General features: G+C 57.9%; 16 protein-coding genes. 13 read left to right on the forward strand and 3 right to left on the reverse strand.

What is annotated here, in order from left to right:
* The first annotated feature begins 39 nt into the window (after nucleotides 1–39).
* From NH395_RS00445 to cysN, 5 genes are all read left to right on the forward strand, one after another.
* The gene (locus NH395_RS00445; protein ID WP_066317736.1) at nucleotides 40–711 is read left to right on the forward strand and encodes an NUDIX domain-containing protein; all 672 of its coding nucleotides are present in this window, start codon (nucleotides 40–42) and stop codon (nucleotides 709–711) included.
* A 2-nt stretch (nucleotides 712–713) separates the two neighbouring features.
* Complete coding sequence (locus tag NH395_RS00450; protein ID WP_066317733.1) at nucleotides 714–1,160, forward strand: DUF1249 domain-containing protein; 447 nt, start codon at nucleotides 714–716, stop codon at nucleotides 1,158–1,160.
* On the forward strand, nucleotides 1,160–1,894 hold the full coding sequence (locus tag NH395_RS00455; protein WP_253021601.1) for a metallophosphoesterase: 735 nt from the start codon (nucleotides 1,160–1,162) through the stop codon (nucleotides 1,892–1,894). The genes NH395_RS00450 and NH395_RS00455 overlap by 1 nt, the downstream gene beginning before the upstream one ends.
* A 198-nt stretch (nucleotides 1,895–2,092) precedes the next feature.
* Entirely contained in the window at nucleotides 2,093–3,013 is a 921-nt protein-coding gene (gene cysD / locus NH395_RS00460) for a sulfate adenylyltransferase subunit CysD (RefSeq protein WP_253022403.1), read from the forward strand.
* Nucleotides 3,013–4,449, forward strand: coding sequence for a sulfate adenylyltransferase subunit CysN (gene cysN, locus NH395_RS00465; protein ID WP_253021603.1), 1,437 nt, complete (start codon nucleotides 3,013–3,015; stop codon nucleotides 4,447–4,449). Before cysD ends, cysN begins: the two co-directional genes overlap by 1 nt.
* 103 nt (nucleotides 4,450–4,552) lie before the next feature.
* Here cysN and NH395_RS00470 read toward each other — a convergent pair whose 3' ends face one another.
* From NH395_RS00470 to NH395_RS00480, 3 genes are read right to left on the reverse strand one after another with little or no spacing between them, the layout of a single operon-like run.
* On the reverse strand, nucleotides 4,553–5,362 hold the full coding sequence (locus NH395_RS00470) for a substrate-binding domain-containing protein (RefSeq protein ID WP_253021605.1): 810 nt from the start codon (nucleotides 5,360–5,362) through the stop codon (nucleotides 4,553–4,555).
* A 34-nt stretch (nucleotides 5,363–5,396) separates the two neighbouring features.
* Nucleotides 5,397–6,119: an ATP-binding cassette domain-containing protein gene (locus NH395_RS00475; RefSeq protein WP_253021607.1), complete on the reverse strand. Its 723-nt coding sequence runs from the start codon at nucleotides 6,117–6,119 to the stop codon at nucleotides 5,397–5,399.
* A complete protein-coding gene (locus NH395_RS00480) occupies nucleotides 6,116–6,820 on the reverse strand; it encodes an ABC transporter permease (protein ID WP_253021609.1) in 705 nt (234 codons plus the stop codon). Before NH395_RS00480 ends, NH395_RS00475 begins: the two co-directional genes overlap by 4 nt.
* A 118-nt stretch (nucleotides 6,821–6,938) precedes the next feature.
* On the opposite strand from NH395_RS00480, the gene NH395_RS00485 reads away from it, so the two are divergent.
* The 8 genes from NH395_RS00485 (at nucleotide 6,939) to NH395_RS00520 (ending at nucleotide 18,234) form a co-directional block, all read left to right on the forward strand.
* Nucleotides 6,939–7,820: a helix-turn-helix transcriptional regulator gene (locus NH395_RS00485; protein ID WP_253021611.1), complete on the forward strand. Its 882-nt coding sequence runs from the start codon at nucleotides 6,939–6,941 to the stop codon at nucleotides 7,818–7,820.
* A gap of 97 nt (nucleotides 7,821–7,917) precedes the next feature.
* Complete coding sequence (locus tag NH395_RS00490) at nucleotides 7,918–8,481, forward strand: type 1 glutamine amidotransferase domain-containing protein (RefSeq protein ID WP_253021613.1); 564 nt, start codon at nucleotides 7,918–7,920, stop codon at nucleotides 8,479–8,481.
* Nucleotides 8,482–8,543: 62 nt separating this feature from the next.
* Nucleotides 8,544–9,605 (forward strand): phosphatase domain-containing protein, encoded by a 1,062-nt coding sequence (locus tag NH395_RS00495; RefSeq protein WP_253021615.1) that lies wholly within the window; start codon nucleotides 8,544–8,546, stop codon nucleotides 9,603–9,605.
* A gap of 91 nt (nucleotides 9,606–9,696) precedes the next feature.
* Nucleotides 9,697–10,371 (forward strand): zinc metallopeptidase, encoded by a 675-nt coding sequence (locus NH395_RS00500; protein ID WP_366065060.1) that lies wholly within the window; start codon nucleotides 9,697–9,699, stop codon nucleotides 10,369–10,371.
* Nucleotides 10,372–10,575: 204 nt separating this feature from the next.
* Nucleotides 10,576–12,729: a type VI secretion system tip protein VgrG gene (locus NH395_RS00505; protein ID WP_253021619.1), complete on the forward strand. Its 2,154-nt coding sequence runs from the start codon at nucleotides 10,576–10,578 to the stop codon at nucleotides 12,727–12,729.
* On the forward strand, nucleotides 12,729–16,106 hold the full coding sequence (locus NH395_RS00510) for a toxin VasX (protein ID WP_253021621.1): 3,378 nt from the start codon (nucleotides 12,729–12,731) through the stop codon (nucleotides 16,104–16,106). The genes NH395_RS00505 and NH395_RS00510 overlap by 1 nt, the downstream gene beginning before the upstream one ends.
* Nucleotides 16,103–17,173, forward strand: coding sequence for a hypothetical protein (locus NH395_RS00515; protein ID WP_253021623.1), 1,071 nt, complete (start codon nucleotides 16,103–16,105; stop codon nucleotides 17,171–17,173). The genes NH395_RS00510 and NH395_RS00515 overlap by 4 nt, the downstream gene beginning before the upstream one ends.
* A 491-nt stretch (nucleotides 17,174–17,664) precedes the next feature.
* Nucleotides 17,665–18,234: a hypothetical protein gene (locus tag NH395_RS00520; RefSeq protein ID WP_253021625.1), complete on the forward strand. Its 570-nt coding sequence runs from the start codon at nucleotides 17,665–17,667 to the stop codon at nucleotides 18,232–18,234.
* Nucleotides 18,235–18,254: the final 20 nt, after the last annotated feature.

The raw sequence follows: 18,254 nt of genomic DNA on the forward strand, positions 1-18,254 counted from the left end.
CATTGATAATAGGACAATTGTTATCACCGGGAGCGCCTTATGGCATCCAGCGCCAGCACGTCTTTGCTCAATACGCCGCTAGGCCGCGACGATGTTGAACTGCACAAACGCGAAACGCTGCATCAGGGCTTTTTTCGCCTGGAAGCGTTAGAGCTTCGCCATCGCCTGTTTGAAGGCGGGTGGAGCGACGTCATGCGTCGCGAGGTCCACCATCGCTTTGATGCCGTGGGGGTGCTGCTTTACGACCCCGAGCGCGATAGCCTGGTGCTGGTTGAGCAGTTTCGGGCCGGTGCCGTCGACGACCCGCATACCCCATGGAAGCTGGAACTCGTGGCGGGTCTCGTCGAGCAGGGCGAGTCACTGGAAGAGGTTGCCCGCCGTGAAGCCCTGGAAGAGGCTGGTTGTCACGTGGGCCAATTGACCAAACTGCATACCTACTATCCCAGCCCAGGCGCCTGTAACGAGCGCGTGACGCTGTTCTGCGGCTTGATCAATACGCAAGGGCTGGGCGGGGTTCATGGCCTGGCTGAAGAGCATGAAGATATTCGCGTTCATGTGGTGTCTTTTCCCACTGTATGGGAACTCATGGGGCAGGGAAGACTCGACAACGCCATGTGCTTGATTGCACTGCATTGGCTGGCAGGTCAGCGGGCGTCTTTACGCGCCGCTTCCCGCCCAATCCCCCCGCAGGGCGAAACCGACGAGGAGTGATCATGGCGAAAATGGCTTATGTCACCGATTTGAAGACGCTCCAAGCCGAGTGCAGCGCCAACTATTTGCGCCTGGTTCGCCTGGTAGGTGACCTGGAAGGCGACCAGCAACGCAACATTGCCTTGCGCGGCGATGACCAGGATTTCGGTGATCTGCAACTCAAGATTTTGCAAAACGCCCCATACACCACCATGCTGGAAGTGTCCCAAAGCAGCCCCATGGATACGTTGTGGGAAGGTCCCACGATGCGTGTGCATCTTTACCACGACGTTCGCATGGCGGAAGTTACCGACTTTCAGCGCGAGCGCCATTTCAGAGGGCGCTACCGCTACCCTAATGCCCGCATGCACCAGCCGGATGAAAAGCTGCAGTTGAATCGTTTTCTCGGCGAATGGCTGGCCCATGCCCTGGCGCATGGACACACTGTTGACGTGCCGGAGTTGCCCTGATGCGTTTGGTGCAAATCACCGATGCCCACCTGTACGCGGATAAACAAGCGCGATCCCGCGCGGGTGTGCCCTGGCACCACCTGCAGCGGGTGCTGCAGGCAGCCATCGCTGAGCGGCCCGACTTCGTGGTGTTGACCGGTGATGTCAGTCAGGACGAAACGGCAGCCTCTTATGAGCTGGCCGCTGAGGCGATGTCGCAGTTGCCCTGTCCGTGGGCCTGGATGGCGGGCAATCACGACCAACTCGCGCTGATGCGAGCAGAGCATCCGTTGGTCGATGAGGTGTCGCTGCCGCCCTGGCGCCTGCTGCTGCTGCATACCCAGGTTGAGGGCGAGCCCTACGGTGAACTGGGCCGTGATGCCTTGGCGGGGCTGTCGGCGAAGCTTGAGTGCGATCACCGACCCACCTTGATCGCGATGCATCATCCTCCCGTTGACGTGGGGGCGACCTGGATGGATGCCATCGGGTTGCAGGACCGCGAGGCGTTCTGGGAGGTCATCAGCGCATTTCCCCAGGTCAAGATCATTCTGTTTGGTCATGCCCACCAGACCTATGCCCAGCATCATCTAGCCAGCACCCATGATGTTGCCGTTTATGGCTGCCCGGCGATTTCCGATCAATTCATGCCCGGGGCAGAGCACTTCATGATCGATGAGGCATCGCGCCCCGGTTATCGCATCCTTGATTTCCACGACCATCAGTGGGAAACCTGGGTCGAGCGCGTCACGGTTTAGCCGCCAAGAAGGCTTTTTGAACTCATAGGCAGTAAAAGAATAAAAAGATAGTTATTAATTCTTTTGGGTTATTATTGCCAAGACGTTACCCTACCCACATCTTAGCGCTCAGCTTTTGCGCAGTGCCACAGGTTTGTTTTTGTGAGGTAGTCGGCCATGTCCCAGTTTTCCAATCCTTCAGCCGCGTCGCGGCCTGAAATGCCCGGTGCGCCAAGTGCTGCGCGCATGACGCACTTAAAGCAGCTCGAAGCGGAATCGATCCATATCATTCGCGAGGTTGCCGCCGAGTTTTCCAACCCGGTGATGATGTACTCCATCGGCAAAGATTCTTCGGTGATGCTGCACTTGGCGCGCAAGGCGTTTTACCCCGGTACGCCGCCGTTCCCGCTGATGCATATCGACACCACCTGGAAATTCCGCGAGATGATCGAGTTCCGCAACCGCATGGCGGCAGAGGCGGGCATGGAGCTTATCGTCCATACCAACGAGGAAGGCCGGGCGGCGAACATCAACCCGTTCGATCACGGCAGCGCCAAGTACACCGACATCATGAAAACCCAGGCGCTCAAGCAGGCGCTGGACAAGCATGGGTTTGACGCCGCGTTCGGCGGTGCCCGGCGCGACGAGGAAGCGTCCCGTGCCAAGGAGCGTGTCTACTCCTTCCGCGATAAATACCACCGCTGGGACCCGAAAAAACAGCGCCCGGAGCTGTGGAATATCTACAACGCCAAGGTCGACAAGGGCGAATCGATCCGCGTGTTCCCGCTCTCCAACTGGACCGAGCTGGATATCTGGCAGTACATCTACCTGGAATCGATCCCCATTGTGCCCTTGTACCTGTCAGCCCCGCGCCCCGTGGTCGAGCGTGACGGCATGCAGATCATGGTCGACGACGACCGCATGCCGCTGGAACCGGGCGAAGTACCGGAAGAAAAATGGGTGCGTTTCAGAACACTGGGGTGCTACCCGCTCACCGGTGCGGTGGAATCCAAGGCCGCCACCTTGCCCGAAGTCATCCAGGAAATGCTGCTGACCAGGACCAGCGAACGCAGCGGCCGCGCCATCGACCACGACCAGGCCGGCTCGATGGAAAAGAAAAAGCGTGAGGGGTATTTTTAATGTCACACCAATCCAATTTGATTGCCGACAACATCGAGCAATATCTGCACGAACACGAAAACAAGGACCTGCTGCGCTTTATCACCTGCGGCAGTGTCGATGACGGCAAGTCCACGCTGATTGGCCGGATGCTGCACGATTCCAAGATGATTTTTGAGGATCAACTGGCGGCGATCACCCAGGCATCCAAAACCAGCGGTACCACCGGCGATACCGTTGACCTGGCGTTGCTGGTCGATGGCCTGCAGTCGGAACGCGAGCAGGGCATCACCATCGACGTGGCGTATCGTTTTTTCTCCACCGATAAGCGCAAGTTCATTATCGCCGATACCCCGGGGCACGAGCAGTACACCCGCAACATGGCCACGGGAGCGTCTACCGCAAGCCTGGCGGTGATCCTGATAGACGCGCGCTACGGCGTGCAGACGCAAACCCGCCGCCATAGCTTCATTGCCGATTTGCTGGGTATCCAGCATCTGGTCATTGCGGTCAACAAGATGGACCTGGTCGACTTCTCCGAGCAGCGTTTTAACGAGATCGTCGAAGAGTATCGTGCTTTCGCAACCAATCTGAACGCCCCCGATATTCGCTTTGTGCCGATGTCGGCGCTCAACGGCGATAACGTCGTCAATCCCAGCGAGCAGACCCCCTGGTATTACACGGCGGGCTACGAAGGCAAAACGCTGATTGAGCTGCTGGAAAGCGTCGAGGTCACGTATGACCAGAACCTTACCGATCTGCGTTTGCCGGTGCAGTATGTCAATCGGCCCAACCTGGATTTTCGTGGCTATTGCGGCACGCTCGCGGCGGGCGTACTGCGCCCTGGTCAAGCCGTGAAGGTGCTGCCGTCGGGTAAAACCTCGCGCGTCGAGCGGATCGTGACCTTTGAGGGTGACTTGACGGCGGCGTACCCGGGGCAGGCGATCACCGTCACGCTGGACGATGAAATTGATATTTCCCGCGGCGACTGGCTCGTCAGCGCCGACGAGGCATTGCCGCTGTCAAACGCCTTTGAAGCGGATATCGTCTGGATGCACGAAGATGCGCTGGCGCCGGGTAAGCTGTACGACTTCAAGCTCGCCACGCGGGATCTCTCAGGGCAAGTCAGCGCGATTGACTACCAGATCGACGTGAACACCCTTGAGAAGCACGCTGCGGATTCGCTGAGCTTGAATGCCATCGCCCGCTGCGAGGTCGAGTTAACGGCGGCGATTCCGGTTGACAATTATCGCAGCAGCCCCGGTACCGGCAGCTTTATCATTATCGATCGGCTGACCAATGTGACCGTCGGCGCAGGCATGATCCGTGGCGTGGCGAATGCGTCAGAGAGTGGCCCGGCAAAAACCGATTGGGCGGCGTTTGAGCGCGATCTCAACGCCCTGGTGCGTAAGCACTTTCCGCATTGGGAAGCCAAGGATATTCGCCAGCTGCTGTAGGTTTTTACCTGGCATCGACTGGGTAAGATTCGCCATGCGGTGAGATAAAAGCCCCTCCGGCAGCTTGCCTGAGGGGCTTTTTGATCGATGACCTGTCGGTAGGTTATTTCGCGTTGGGGAAAAACAGCTGCTGGCCATCGACCTCGTAATCAGCAATGGCGGCTTGGCCCTCTTCCGAGACCAGCCATTCATGCCACTGGGCGGCAAGGTCATGCTTCAAATGAGGGTGGCGTTCTTCCGAGATCAGCAGGCTACCGTACTGATTGAAAAGCGCCTCATCGCCTTCAAACAGTAAGGTCAAGTCCTGCGGGTTTTCAAAAGACACCCAGGTGGCGCGGTCGGTGAGCGTGTAGGCGTTCATACCAGCGGCCGTATTGAGCGTCGGGCCCATCCCACTGCCCAGCTCTCGGTACCACTCGCCTTGCGGGTTAATGCCTGCGTCCTCCCATAAACGCAGCTCGGCACGGTTGGTGCCGCTGTCATCACCCCGCGAGGCAAAGGCCGACTCGCTTTCAGCGATCTGTTGCATGGCCTCGCTCACCGTCTCGCTGCTTTGAATATCAGCGGGATCATCGCTGGGGCCGACGATCACGAAGTCGTTGTACATGACATCCAGGCGCTCGGTGGCATAACCCTCTGCGACAAACTGCTCCTCGCCTGCCGTGTCGTGAACCAGCAGGCTGTCGGCGTCGCCGCGACGTGCGGTTTCAAACGCCTGGCCGGTGCCTACGGCAACCACCCTGACATCGATGTCGGTTTTGTCGGTAAACTTGGGAATGATGGCATCAAATAACCCTGAATTTTCCGTCGAGGTAGTAGAGGCCAGCGTGATGTAGTCGTTATCGGCCAGCGCCAGACCTCCCCAGGCCAGGCTTAGCAGGCTTGCGCTGGTGATGATCGCGGTCTTTTTCATGTCACGATTCCTTCTTTTTGCGAGATGCTCAGGGTTACCAAACCAGTTCACCCTGGATAAATGCGCGACCCTCTGACGAGCGAGGCGCGGAGAAAAATGTCTCGGCGGGGCTGTGTTCCCTCAATTGCCCGTTATGTAAAAACACCACGTCGTCGGCCAGGCGTTGGGCCTGATGCAAGTCATGAGTGGTCATCACAATGCGGGTGCCGCTTGCGTGAAAGGTCATGACGGCATCTTCCACGGCTTTGATCGCTGCCGGGTCCAGAGCCGAGGTGGCTTCATCCAGAAACAGCACATCGGGGTTGAGCAGCCAGGCACGGGCCAGGGCAAGCCGCTGCTGCTCGCCACCCGAGAGTACCCGGGCCGGACGGTGGGCGAGGGAGGTTAAACCGAAGATGTCGAGGGCTCGATAGGCACGTTCTTTACGCTGGGCGCGGGGCACTTTATGAATACCCAGCACGTAGGTGAGGTTATCAAGCGCCGAGCGGCGAAGCAGCACCGGCCGTTGGAAGACCATCGCCTGTACCGGGGTAGGGCCATGCCAGCTGATACGCCCGGTCGTTGGGTTGAGTAGCCCGTGTGCCAGACGCATCAGCAGGCTTTTGCCCGCGCCGTTTGGGCCCATGATGACCGTACGACGGCACCCCGACAGCGTCAGCGAAGTGGGTGCTAACAGCGACTGGCCGCGGTGCTCAAAGCTGACGCTATCAAGCTGCAGGTCTGCGATAGGCGAGAGTATGGACGTTGGTGCATTCATCCCAAGCGCCTCTTGGCCGTTTCGCCCATCAGGTGGGCCATCGCATTAATCAGCGTCACCAATGCCAGTAGAATAATGCCCAGCCCCAGTGCCAGAGGCAGATTGCCCTTGCTGGTTTCCAGCACGATGCTGGTGGTCATGACCCGCGTCACGCCCTCGATATTGCCGCCCACAATCATTACCGCGCCGACTTCAGCACTGGCACGCCCAAACCCCGCCAGCATGACGGTCACCAGCCCGACGCGGGCGTCCCAAAGCAGGGTGGGCATCATTCTGGCGGTGGATAAACCCAGGGATTGAAGCTGTTCGGCGTATTCGCCGTGTAATGCCTCGACTTGCTGGCGTGTCAGCGAGGCAATAATCGGCAACACCAACACCCATTGAGCCACCACCATGGCGGTAGGGCTGAACAGCAGCCCCCATTCGCCCAGTGGCCCGGCGCGCGAGAGCAGCAGATAAACACAAAGCCCCGCGACTACGGGAGGTAAGCCCATCAGGGCGTTCAGCACGATAATCACACCATTGCGACCGGGAAAGCGCCAAAGCGCCAGGGCGGCACCCAGCGGTAACCCCACAAGCGCGGCGAGCGCAACGGCCACGAGCGATACCTGCAACGACAACGACACAATCGCGAACAGGTCGCTATCCATGTGCAGAATAAGCTGCAGCGCGGTTAAAAAGGCATTATCGCTAGCGGGCATGGTCAAATAGTCAGCATGATGTGGTGTAGGTAGGCAGCATGATCGTTAATATGCAAAGATGCATCCTATGCTGAAATTGGTGCAGCTATATGCAGCATAAAACACTGAGGGCCTGTCGTTGAGCGTCAATTATTTAACCACCAGCGAGGTGGCCGACTATTTACGGCTCAAGGAGCGCAAGGTCTACGACCTGGTGCGCCAGGGTCAGATACCTTGTAGCCGTGTGACGGGGAAATTGCTCTTTCCTCGTCAACAGGTTGATTTATGGGTACTCAACCACCTTGAAGGTGATCAGGCCCAACGCCAGCCGCCGCCTGCGGTGGTGGCCGGTAGTCAGGATCCGTTACTGGAATGGGCCATTCGCGAAAGTCGCTCCGACTTGGCCAGCTTGTTTCACGGCAGCGGCGACGGCGTTCGCCGCCTGCTGGAGGGCCGCGCCATGGTTGCCGGCGTGCATTTGCTCGATCCTGATAGCGGTCAATACAACCAGCCGCATTTATTGGGGTTGGGCGGCGTAAAAGATTTGGTCGTGCTGCGCTGGGCAATCCGGCGCCAGGGGTTATTGATTGCCGCTGGTAATCCTTTGGGGATTACCGGCCTTGCCGATCTGGCTCGCCCCAAGACACGCGTTGCTCATCGCCAACCCGGTGCTGGCGCCGCTCGGTTGTTAACATACCTGCTCGGCAAGGCGGGCATCGCGCCCACCGCGATTGATTGGGCGGCTCATCCGAGCTTGAACGAAGACGACCTGGCGTTGAGCGTGCTGCAAGGCGAGGCGGATGTCGGGCTCGGCGTTGAAGCAGCGGCGCGGCGTCAGCAACTTGACTTTATCCCGCTTTACGACGAGCAGTTCGATTTAATGATGCATCGCCGCAGCTACTTCGAGCCGAGCATGCAGGCGCTATTGGCGTTTACCCGTCAGCCCCGGTTTGCCCAGCGTGCTGAGGCATTGGGTGGCTATGATATTCGTCAGATGGGCGAGGTGCTGTACAACGCCTAGCGCCGCAGGCACTGGACGTCTGGCTTGACGATTGTACAGTAGGTGCCACACTGGTCAGGTGTTGTTAACGAATATTCATCACGAAAAGGAGAGCATGATGAGCCAAGCACTGAATGGAAAACGCGTTGCTATTCTGGCGACCGATGGCTTTGAAGAATCCGAATTAAGCGTCCCCCGTGCGGCGCTTCAGAAAAATGGCGTTGAGGTGCATGTCGTAACGCCAGAAGGGAAAGGTATTCGTGCCTGGGCCGAAACGGACTGGGGCGAAACCTACGATGCCGATGCGGCCCTTGCTGATGCCAACGAATCTGACTATCACGCACTGGTACTGCCGGGCGGTCTGTTTAATCCCGATGCGCTTCGCCTCAATGATGATGCGCTGGATTTTGCGAAAGCGTTCTTTCAGGCAGGTAAACCGGTAGCGGCTATTTGTCATGCCCCCTGGATTCTGATTAATGCGGGGGTCGTAGAAGGGCGTCGTATGACGTCGGTGGCGAGCGTCGCCCAGGATCTGCGTAATGCGGGTGCCAACTGGGTAGATGAGCCTGTCGTGGTCGATAGCGGACTGGTTACCAGCCGCACCCCCAAAGACCTTGATGACTTTAATGCCAAGCTTCTGGAAGAGCTGCAGGAAGGACGTCATTCAGGCCAGCACGCTTGATGAAGGTGTTTCGCCAGTGGTCAAGCTTCGTTAAGCGGCTTACCCATGTGATGGCCAAGCCCATGAAACGTGATCTTGGCCGCGGCGGCATGATGGTTCACCCCTATCGTGGCTACGGGTCTCAGCGCGAAATTTTCGTCATGGGCAGGGTGTTCCGTCAGGCCGCCCTGGGCCGCGCCATCCCCAGGCGCGGCATGCTTCGCGATACAGCCGACGTCGCCCGGCGGATTTTCCGTCGCGGATTGTCCGGTGCGGGGGTCGAGCTTACTCTGGGTGGCAATCAGCTGTGCGTTACCACCGACCGCGATGGCTACTTCTACGTCCACCTGCCGATCAGTCACCCGCTGCCCATTGATGTGTCGTGGCATGTCGCTGACATCAGGGTGCAGGCTGAAGGCCAGCGGCCGGTTCACACCCAGGTAGAAATTTACGTCCCCCCACCCGAGGCAGACCTGGTGGTGATCAGCGATATTGATGACACCGTGATGTTCACCGGCGTGGCTGAAAAGCTCAAGATGCTGTACCGCCTGTTTGTGCGCAAGCCGCACCGCCGTACCGCATTTCCTGGCGTTGCTTCCCTCTATCAGGCGCTGCATCGCGGTGCCAGCGATAAAGCCGAACGGCCCATTCTGTATGTTTCCCGGGGGCCCTGGGCCATCTATGAAATGCTGGAAGCCTTTTTTCAACTCAACCGAATTCCGGTAGGCCCTATCCTGTTTCTAAGGGAATGGGGTATCTCGTGGCGCCATCCCTGGCCGAGGCGAGCGGAGGCACACAAGCGGGACCTGATCGATCATATGTTGGCCCTGTTCGATGATTTGCCGTGTATTTTGATAGGCGATAGCGGTCAGCATGACCCCGAGGTGTATAGCGAGGTGGTCCGCGATTACCCTGGGCGTATCAAGTCCATCTATATTCGCCGTGTCGATCAAGATCCCGCTCGGGAAGAGGCTATTCAGAATTTACGCAACGAACTGGCCGACACCGACTGCCAACTGGTACTGGCCGCCGATAGCGTGCTGATCGCCGAGCACGCCCATGCGGAAGATTATATCTCGGCGCGAGGGCTTCAGGCGGTCAAGCGTGACGTCTACAAAAGCTACCAGGAGGCTGCCAGCGAATAAAATAGGTACTTTCATCCTTCACGGTCGTCACGTCCTGTAGAAAAGGTGTCTAATAGGTCCTGTCAATCCGTTTGGAGGTCTGGGAGCCATGATGTTCGTTGTGCTGATTATCTTCGCCCTGGCGATTTTTGTGCTGCCTAACCTGTGGGCCAAATGGGTACTCAAGCGTCACACCCAGGGGCGTGATGATTACCCAGGCACGGGAGCAGAGCTGGCTGAGCACCTGTTGCGCCGTCTGGGTGTGAAAGGCGTCAGGGTAGAGCGCACCGAACACGGCGATCACTATGACCCTGAAGACCGCTGCGTGCGGCTTACGCCTGACCACTTCGACGGCCGTTCCCTCACCGCCGTGACCGTTGCCGCCCACGAAGTGGGGCATGCCATTCAGCACTTTGAAGGCTATGCCCCCCTGCTGGCCCGCAGCCGGTTAGTCAAGGTCGCCCAAAAGGCGGAAAAGCTGGGCGCGATATTGATGATGGCAGCTCCGTTCTTGTTCATTCTTACCCGGTTGCCTGGGGGGCTGGCACTGGTCATCGTCATGGCCGTGATCAGCTTCGGCACCGCGGCACTGGTACATCTGGTCACCTTGCCCGTCGAGTTTGATGCCAGCTTCAACCGGGCCCTGCCGCTACTGAAGGAATATGTGCCCCCTAAAGATATGCACGGCGCCCGGCATGTGCTGACCGCCTGCGCCTTCACCTACGTGGCAGCGTCGCTTGCCAGCGTGATGAACCTGGGCCGCTGGCTGGTGATTTTAAGGCGCTGAGGCCAAATAGGCTTGCCGCCCTTCGGCGAACTTAGTCAAGCTCTCTCAGGATGTTGTGTTCGCACCTGCTTAATCGCCATTTTGTAAGATATTTCTTAAAATTTTGTAAGACATTGACGTTTCGTGCCTGGGCTGGGTTGTTCTGCCAGATAGTGCCGCTACCCTGACCGTTTCTCATTAGCAGATAACGATCCAGGGAGCGGCATGATGTCGGAAAGGATGGGGGCGAACCAAGCAGGCCTGCAATTCACCCTAGCGCTTCCGGGGGTGGATGATGTCGAAGTGATCGACTTTACCCACCGCGAAGCGCTCTCCCAGCCTTTCGAACTGACGCTCAAACTGGCCAGCCGTGATGGTAGTCTGGATGCTGCCGACCTCCTGGATCGTGAAGCCACCCTGACCATCTGGCAGGACAGCAAACCGCTGCGCAGAGTACATGGGATTATCGCTGAATTTGGCCGGGGCGACCGCGGCCACCGGCGCACCTTCTATTCCCTGGTACTGCGCCCGGCGCTCTGGCGGCTCTCGCTGCGCCACAATTCGCGGATTTTCCAGAAAGTGGATCCGCTTACCATCATCAACACCCTATGCGATGAACGGGGCATTCGCGACGTGGCCTTTGCGGTCACCCGCGACCTGCCCGAACGCGAATACTGCGTGCAGTACCGCGAGACGGATCTCGCCTTTATCGAGCGCCTGGCCGCGGAAGAGGGGCTGTTCTATTTCCATGAGTTCGAGGATAGTGACGGCGGCGCCCATCGGCTGGTGTTTGCCGATGACCCTCAGGTGCTCACTAGCCTAGGCGAGCTCACCTACCATAGTCGCGCGGGTGGCACCGCGCCCACACGCCATTTGCGCAAGCTCAGCCACACTGCCCGGGTGGCGAGTTCGTCCGCCACGCTGAAAGACTACAGCTTTAAACATCCCGCCTATGCGCAGCTGCACGACCACCTGGGCCGTGATGTGGAAGGCCATGGACAGCAGGTCGATTACGAACACTACGACTACCCCGGCCGCTACAAGCAGGATGCCTCCGGCGAGCCGTTCACTCGTATCCGCCTGGAGCAGCTGCGCCGCGAGGCGATCACCGCCAGCGCCGAAAGCGACCTGCCCGAACTCGCCCCCGGCCTGCGCTTCACCCTGACCGACCACGACACCGACAGTCTCAACCGCGACTGGCAGGCCATCAGTGTTCTTCACCACGGTGAACAGCCCCAGGCGCTGGAAGAAGATGGCATGCTTGTCGGTAAAGAGTCTCAGGGCGATGCCAACGGGATGACCCGCTACCACAACCAGGTCACGCTGATCCCCGGCGATGCCCCCTGGCGCGCCACGTCAAATCCCAAGCCCCGTGTCGACGGCCCCCAGGTCGCCTTTGTGGTCGGCCCGGAAGGCGAAGAGATCCACTGCGACGAATACGGCCGGGTCAAGGTCCAGTTCCCCTGGGACCGCTACGCCGAGCCCAATGAAACGGCGAGCTGCTGGGTGCGGGTCGCCCAGGGCTGGGCGGGCGGCGGCTACGGCAGTATTGCCATTCCGCGCATCGGCCATGAGGTGATTGTTTCGTTCCTTGAAGGCGACCCGGACCAGCCCTTGGTCACCGGTCGTACTTATCACGCCGTCAACACCGCGCCGTACCCGCTGCCGGAACACAAGACCCGCACGGTACTGCGCACCCAAAGCCACAAGGCCAACGGCTTCAACGAACTGCGCTTTGAAGACGAAGCAGGCGAAGAGCAAATCTGGCTCCATGCTCAGAAAGATCTGGAGCTGCTGACGCTCAACGACCGCACCGAAGAGATCCGCCGCGACAGCCACCTCAAGGTGCACAACGACCGCATCAGTGAGATCGATAACGACGATCACCACACGGTGCACAACAACCGCCACACGAAGATCGACGGCGACGACCACCTGATGGTCGACGGCACCCGCCACGAAAAAGTCGGCCGCGCACAACTGCTGGAAGCGGGACAGGAAGTGCATCAAAAATCTGGCGGCAAAACGGTGATCGATGCTGGTGCGGAGATCACACTCGAGGCCGGGGGCAGCTTCCTGAAAATCGATCCCAGCGGCGTTACCATCGTTGGCGCCCAGGTCAAGATCAACTCTGGGGGTAGTCCGGGCAAAGGCAGTGGGCAAGAAGCCCGCCCGCCAGGGCTACCCCGGCATGCAGAGGGAGAGAAGTACGCTCGCACTGACTTCTCGGGCCATGAACCCAGCCAGCAGGCCAAGCGGGCCGAGGCGGAAGGAGTCGGCAAGCGGGAGTTCCTCGTCGACGTGACCAGCGGCGGCCAGGATGGTCAGCAGGCGCGCCTGCGCAAGAAGCGTCGCCCGTCAAAAGGGGAGCAAAACTGATGAGCGAAGGCGATCTCAAGGAACTGCAAGACGAAGACACCGACCTGGGCGTTCGACGGCGGGCTGAGTACGAAGACGAAGAAGACGGCACCCTGGCACTGGTCATTCCCAAGCGTGAAGGCGGCGGTGACATTGAGATCCCACTGGTGGAGCACGCCCGAACCGTCTTTGAGCGTACCGATGGCAGGCTGCAGGACAACACGCTGCTGGCCGTTCGTCCCCTGGCGGAAGTTGGCCGCGACCGTCCTGTGCAACAGAATGGTGTCACGACTTATACCGGCATCGCCGCCGCTATGCTGCGTCCAGGTTATTTGTACGTGTTCTTCGACAACCGCTTGTGGCGTGAACTCGAGATAGGTCCCGACGGTAAGCTCAGCGATGTGGATTTGATGCACTATCGTGAGCAGGCTGAAAAGGGCCAGCCCCCGAACGAGCGCGACAGCGAAGGCGAATGGCTCGATGACGTCCTGCTGCCAGCCATGCTGCAGAGACAGGCTACCCTGCATCGTGTGCGCCTCGCCTACAGCGAGATTGCTTGGAGCTGGCCTTATATTACTTGGCTGGAAGCAAACCCCGGTCAACTTGAAGTTCGCACCACCGCCGTCGGGCACGCCCATGCCGTGATTTTCGATACTGAGAAGCAGCTCTCCATGCAGACCGGCTTTCCCGCCGGGCGCGTGGCCGACCAACCAGCGCTGCGCGAGCGTGATCTTGGCATCGAACTGATGTTGGAAGCACCCGAAACCTTTACGGCCGATTTTACCGCACCCGCGGGCGACGAATTGTGCACCAGGCTCAAGGCACTGTGGGAGCAGGCCGGTGAAACCGACCGGGCGGCTACCCTTGCCCTGGAAGTCGAGGCAGGCGACGATCTCCTGGCGAGCATTCGGGACAACGCTGGCATCGTCGCCGTGGCACTGCCGGATCCCCTGTTTACGCTGCGTCATGGCCTGGCCCAACTTCACCTCGCCCAGCACTATCTGGACGGTCTCGATAGCCTGCTCAGCGACAAACCACTGGCACATTCCGCTAAATTAGTGCGCCAGGCGCTCTACGATGTCTCCGAAAATGGTCAACAGACGCCTCTGGCTGAATACCGCGACACCATTGACCAGGAAAAACTGAATCAAACACTGAATCAGGCTGAGCGCGATCATGCCGTAGCGCGGGTGCAACATCACATCGAATTATTGGAAGCACTGATCAATGACGGCACCTTAGTGGCGGTATTGCGCGATTACAGCAGCCATCATCAATTAGGCATATGCGAGCTCTATGCGCTATGTGGTGACTTGCTAGGTGTGTTGCAGCAATTGCCCGGCATCTTGCGTGAACAAGGCGCAGCCGCTTTAGGGGCCAACGTTAAGACGCTGCTCAGTCGGTTGCTGAGCCGTCAGGATTTGCAAGCGCTGTGGTGTGATGACTCAGACAGCGAAGAAAGCGAGAATGATGGCAGCGGCAACTTTCGGCCAGCATTTCTCCGTCAGCTGGCCGGAAACGATAGCGATATTGATGACGCAGGTGCCACCGGCTTAGGCATGGAATCTCTGGGCGTCATCGCGCAGAACCTCTCGGCACAAGAGCTTGCCCAGCAAGGCGACGTTATCAGCTTGGCCAATGCCGGTAAGGTCAGCGGGCTGATCAGCACCATCGTAGGGCAGTGGAGTCAGGCGGTGCTACGGGCAGCCGAAAAGGTCAGTGACGATGTGGAGATCGTTCAGCTAAGGCGTACATTCACTGCCGTTGGAAACCACGCCAATCTGATCGATGGCAACCTGCGGGGCGAACTCCACGTCATGCCACGTGGTGACGTCGACTTGAGCCGCTATACCATCATCGGCGTACATGGCGATGGCATCGAATGGGGACTGACCGACCGCGACCGTACCAGTGGTGCCCTGCGGACCCAGCGGGATTACCTTTACGCCGAGCAGGTGGATCCAAGAGGCAATGTAAGTGCCTCGACCAGCCCGCAACGCATGTCCGCGGAGGTAGACGATGCCATCCGCCAGGTGGCGGGGCATACCCTGGTATACGTATTGCCCGTCGGGCACCCCGAGGCAACTAAACTCAACCAACTACGCCTAGCGAAAATTGCCGGGCAGGCCAAAGTGGTGATCGATGGCCCGGCGGTGTCGAGAGTGTTGGTGGGGTTTGCTATTTATAACTTGGCCAGAGAAGCTGCAGCATTTAGCCATGCTCAGAATGTTAGCCAATTTTCAGAGCAGTTAGCTAAATTTTTTAGTGCATTGGTTGACCTAAGTGCGGCATCTATGAAGCTCCATGCTGTTATATATCCAAACTCCACTTCTAAAGTTGGTGGATTTGTTCAGAGACCGCTGCTTGAAATGAAAAATTGGCCTTTGATTGGAGCTAGGTTATCTAAGGTTGGAGCAAATACGCTTGTGCGTACTTTAGGGCTTTTTAACTTCCTTGCTGGGCTTGCTACTGTTGGTATTAGCTCATGGGATCTCCGCAACAGCTTGCGACAGGGCGACTATGATGCCGCAATAGGCCATGGTATAGCGGTTGTCGGAGGCTCGCTGTTTCTTGCCGCCCCCTTGATGACGGGCTTGGTAATGATTCCTGGCTGGGGCTGGGCGCTACTGGGGTTGGGGTTAGCCATTGGCGGCACCAGCTATGCCGCCATGAACCAGGACACCCCTTTTGAACAATTGCTAAGGTGTGGGCCACTGGGCACACACGCAAGTAGTGATATGGCGTCAATGGATGACCAAGCCTATTACCCACAGCTATTGACACAGCTTAGCCCTGTCGAGATTAACGTTACACGCTACGGTGCATTGGAACCCAATGAGCGCCAGGCATTGCTGGATAGCGTCTGGGAATCAAAAAGAGAAGCACCAAGCAAGCGTGATTATGTCGTGACCATCAGCACGCCGCTAATCAGCCGCTACAAGATTGGAGAAACGCTGAACCTGGCCGTGCAGGAGCTGGAACAGACCGATACCGGCACCACTACCCCACTTGGTACTTATGAACAGCTCTCGCAAATCACCAGGGAACCGGAACCCTTCGAAATTGGCAAACGCCAACTGCTGCCACAGCAAAGCGCCGTACGTTTTCTGGTCAAGCGCAAAGTGGCAGAAGAAAGCTTCGAGATGGGCGGCACTGCCGTAACGTCTACTTCCCGCCTTCGGGTCGCCATGCAGGCCAAAGTCGATTGGGAACTGGGCGAAATGGTGCTGCCGACCCCGATGTTGACAGCGTACGAACCCTATGAGGAAAGTCAGCACAGTGAACTGCCTGCTCGGTCAAATCGGACGGTTAACAACCCCTTCACCAACTTAATTCACACCTTGACGGGACAGCCCCAGGATCCACGTTATTGGTATATCAAGGAATTTCGGGTATGACTGAGACGACTTCCTCTCACTATGGCCCCAACACATACCGTGGCGGGGCCATTCCTCCGTTGCCCAAAGCGCCTAAGGAAAGAAGCCGTCTAGGTGAAGACCTGCTACCTTTCGGTGATTATGCCTATATCGACCCCCATCAGCAGGTTTGCGCGGATGCCGAGTTGGTTCAGCACATGGATCAAAAAGACAAGCAGTTCTATGAATCGGGTGATTGGTGGTGGGATCATCAGCGGATCCGCTTTATTAAAAGCCAGTTGGGGTTATCTGTATTGTTGATGGCATTCCCAGTAGCTTATTTTTTTTTCCTACTTTCTGTTCCTTATTTTTTTATTTTGAGCATTTCTGATGCCGTATTTGAATACAACAGAACCTTTGCTAGCATTGCTATTCCCTTGGTGGCAATTGTAGGGTTTTGTTTGGCTATGATTGCCACTGTTTATACAACACAACCTGCTTTTAACGGTCTGGCTAAAATAATCAGCTTTTTGCTCACGCCATTCCATAAATGGTTTGCGAGTAGAACCAACCGCTACATGCAAAACCGACAGAGCGAGCTTAATCGCCAGACTGGCATGGTGAGTTTTGCCCAGGGCAAGAAAAAGCCTCCCTTGGTGGCGCCCTTCATCGAGTTCGATGGCTATGTGGAGCGTGTGATACAGCGTGGCGGTATCTTCTATCGGCTGATGTTCGTGCACCGCTATACCGGCAAACAGTTCAACCAGACGTCGCTCAGCGCCATCGTCGATCACAAGCACGAGGTGCACGCCACGTGGGATATGCTGCAGCGCTACATGGACGTCAGCCAGCCGCTGCCGGACGTGCCCCGCCTGGAGCCTTTTCGCCACCTAGACCCCACCACCGCCGAGTATGACCAGAAAACCGGACGCGACCCACGCTTCTGGCGCGACCTAGATCTGGAAGCCTGGAAGAGGGGAGATGGCGCCGCTCATCTCAAGGCGCAGATCGAGTACCCCTGGGGCCAACAGCGCTGTCAGCTAACGCCTCAGCTTGGGAAGATCGAGATGGCAGCGTATCAGCAACGGCAAGAGGCCGCTGCGGTATGAGTGAATCAACCTCCTCTCATTATGGCCCAGGCGCATACTGCGCCAGTGCCATCCCCCCGTTGCCCAAAGCGCCTAAGGAAAGAAGCCGTGTAGGTGAAGACCTGCTGCCTTTCGGTGATTATGCCCATATCGACCCCCATCAGCAGGTTTGCGCGGATGCCGAGCTGGTTCAACACATGGATCAGAAAGATAAGCAGTTCTATGAATCGGATGATTGGTGGTGGGATCATAAGCGGATTCGCTTTATTAAAAGCCAGCTGGGGTTATCTGTATTGTTGATGGCATTCCCAGTTTTATATTTCATCCTACTGCAGGCTTTCTTCTTCTGGCTGTTTTTTAATCTGCTTTGCCCTGTTTTGGATCATAGTGAGGTTCTGGGATTTCTTGCTATGTTAATTATTTTAGGAGGCGGAGTTTTAGTCGCGGGAATAATTGGGGCTTATACCTGCCAATCCGTTATGAATGGAATTATACGCTGCGGTGCTTATCTGATGAGCCCCTTTCGGAGCTGGCTTGCCAAGCGCGGCAATCGTTATATGAAAAACCGCCAAAGCGAGCTTAATCGCCAAACGGGCATGGTGAGCTTTTCCCAGGGCAAGAAAAAGCCACCGCTCGTTGCGCCTTTTGTCGAGTTCGATGGCTATGTCGAACGGGTGGTACAGCGGGGCGGTGTGTTCTACCGGTTGATGTTTGTCCACCGCTATACCGGTAAGCAGTTCAACCAGACGTCGCTTAGCGCCATCGTCGATCACAAGCACGAGGTGCACGCCACGTGGGACATGCTGCAGCGCTATATGGACGTCAGCCAGCCGCTGCCAGACGTGCCGCGCCTGGAGCCTTTCCGCCACCTCGACCCCACCACCGCCGAGCATGATCAGAAAACCGGGCGTGACCCGCGCTTTTGGCGCGACCTGGATCTGGAAGCCTGGAAAGCGGGCGAGGGCGCCGCTCATCTCAAGGCACAGATCGAGTACCCCTGGGACCGTCAGCGCTGCCAGCTAACCCCTCAGCTCGGGAAGATCGAGATGGCGGCGTATCGGCAACGGCAAGAGACCGTGTAGGTGAAGACCTGCTGACTATC

It is taken from the genome of Halomonas sp. Mc5H-6, assembly GCF_024124705.1.
GTDB classification, from domain to species: domain Bacteria; phylum Pseudomonadota; class Gammaproteobacteria; order Pseudomonadales; family Halomonadaceae; genus Vreelandella; species Vreelandella subterranea.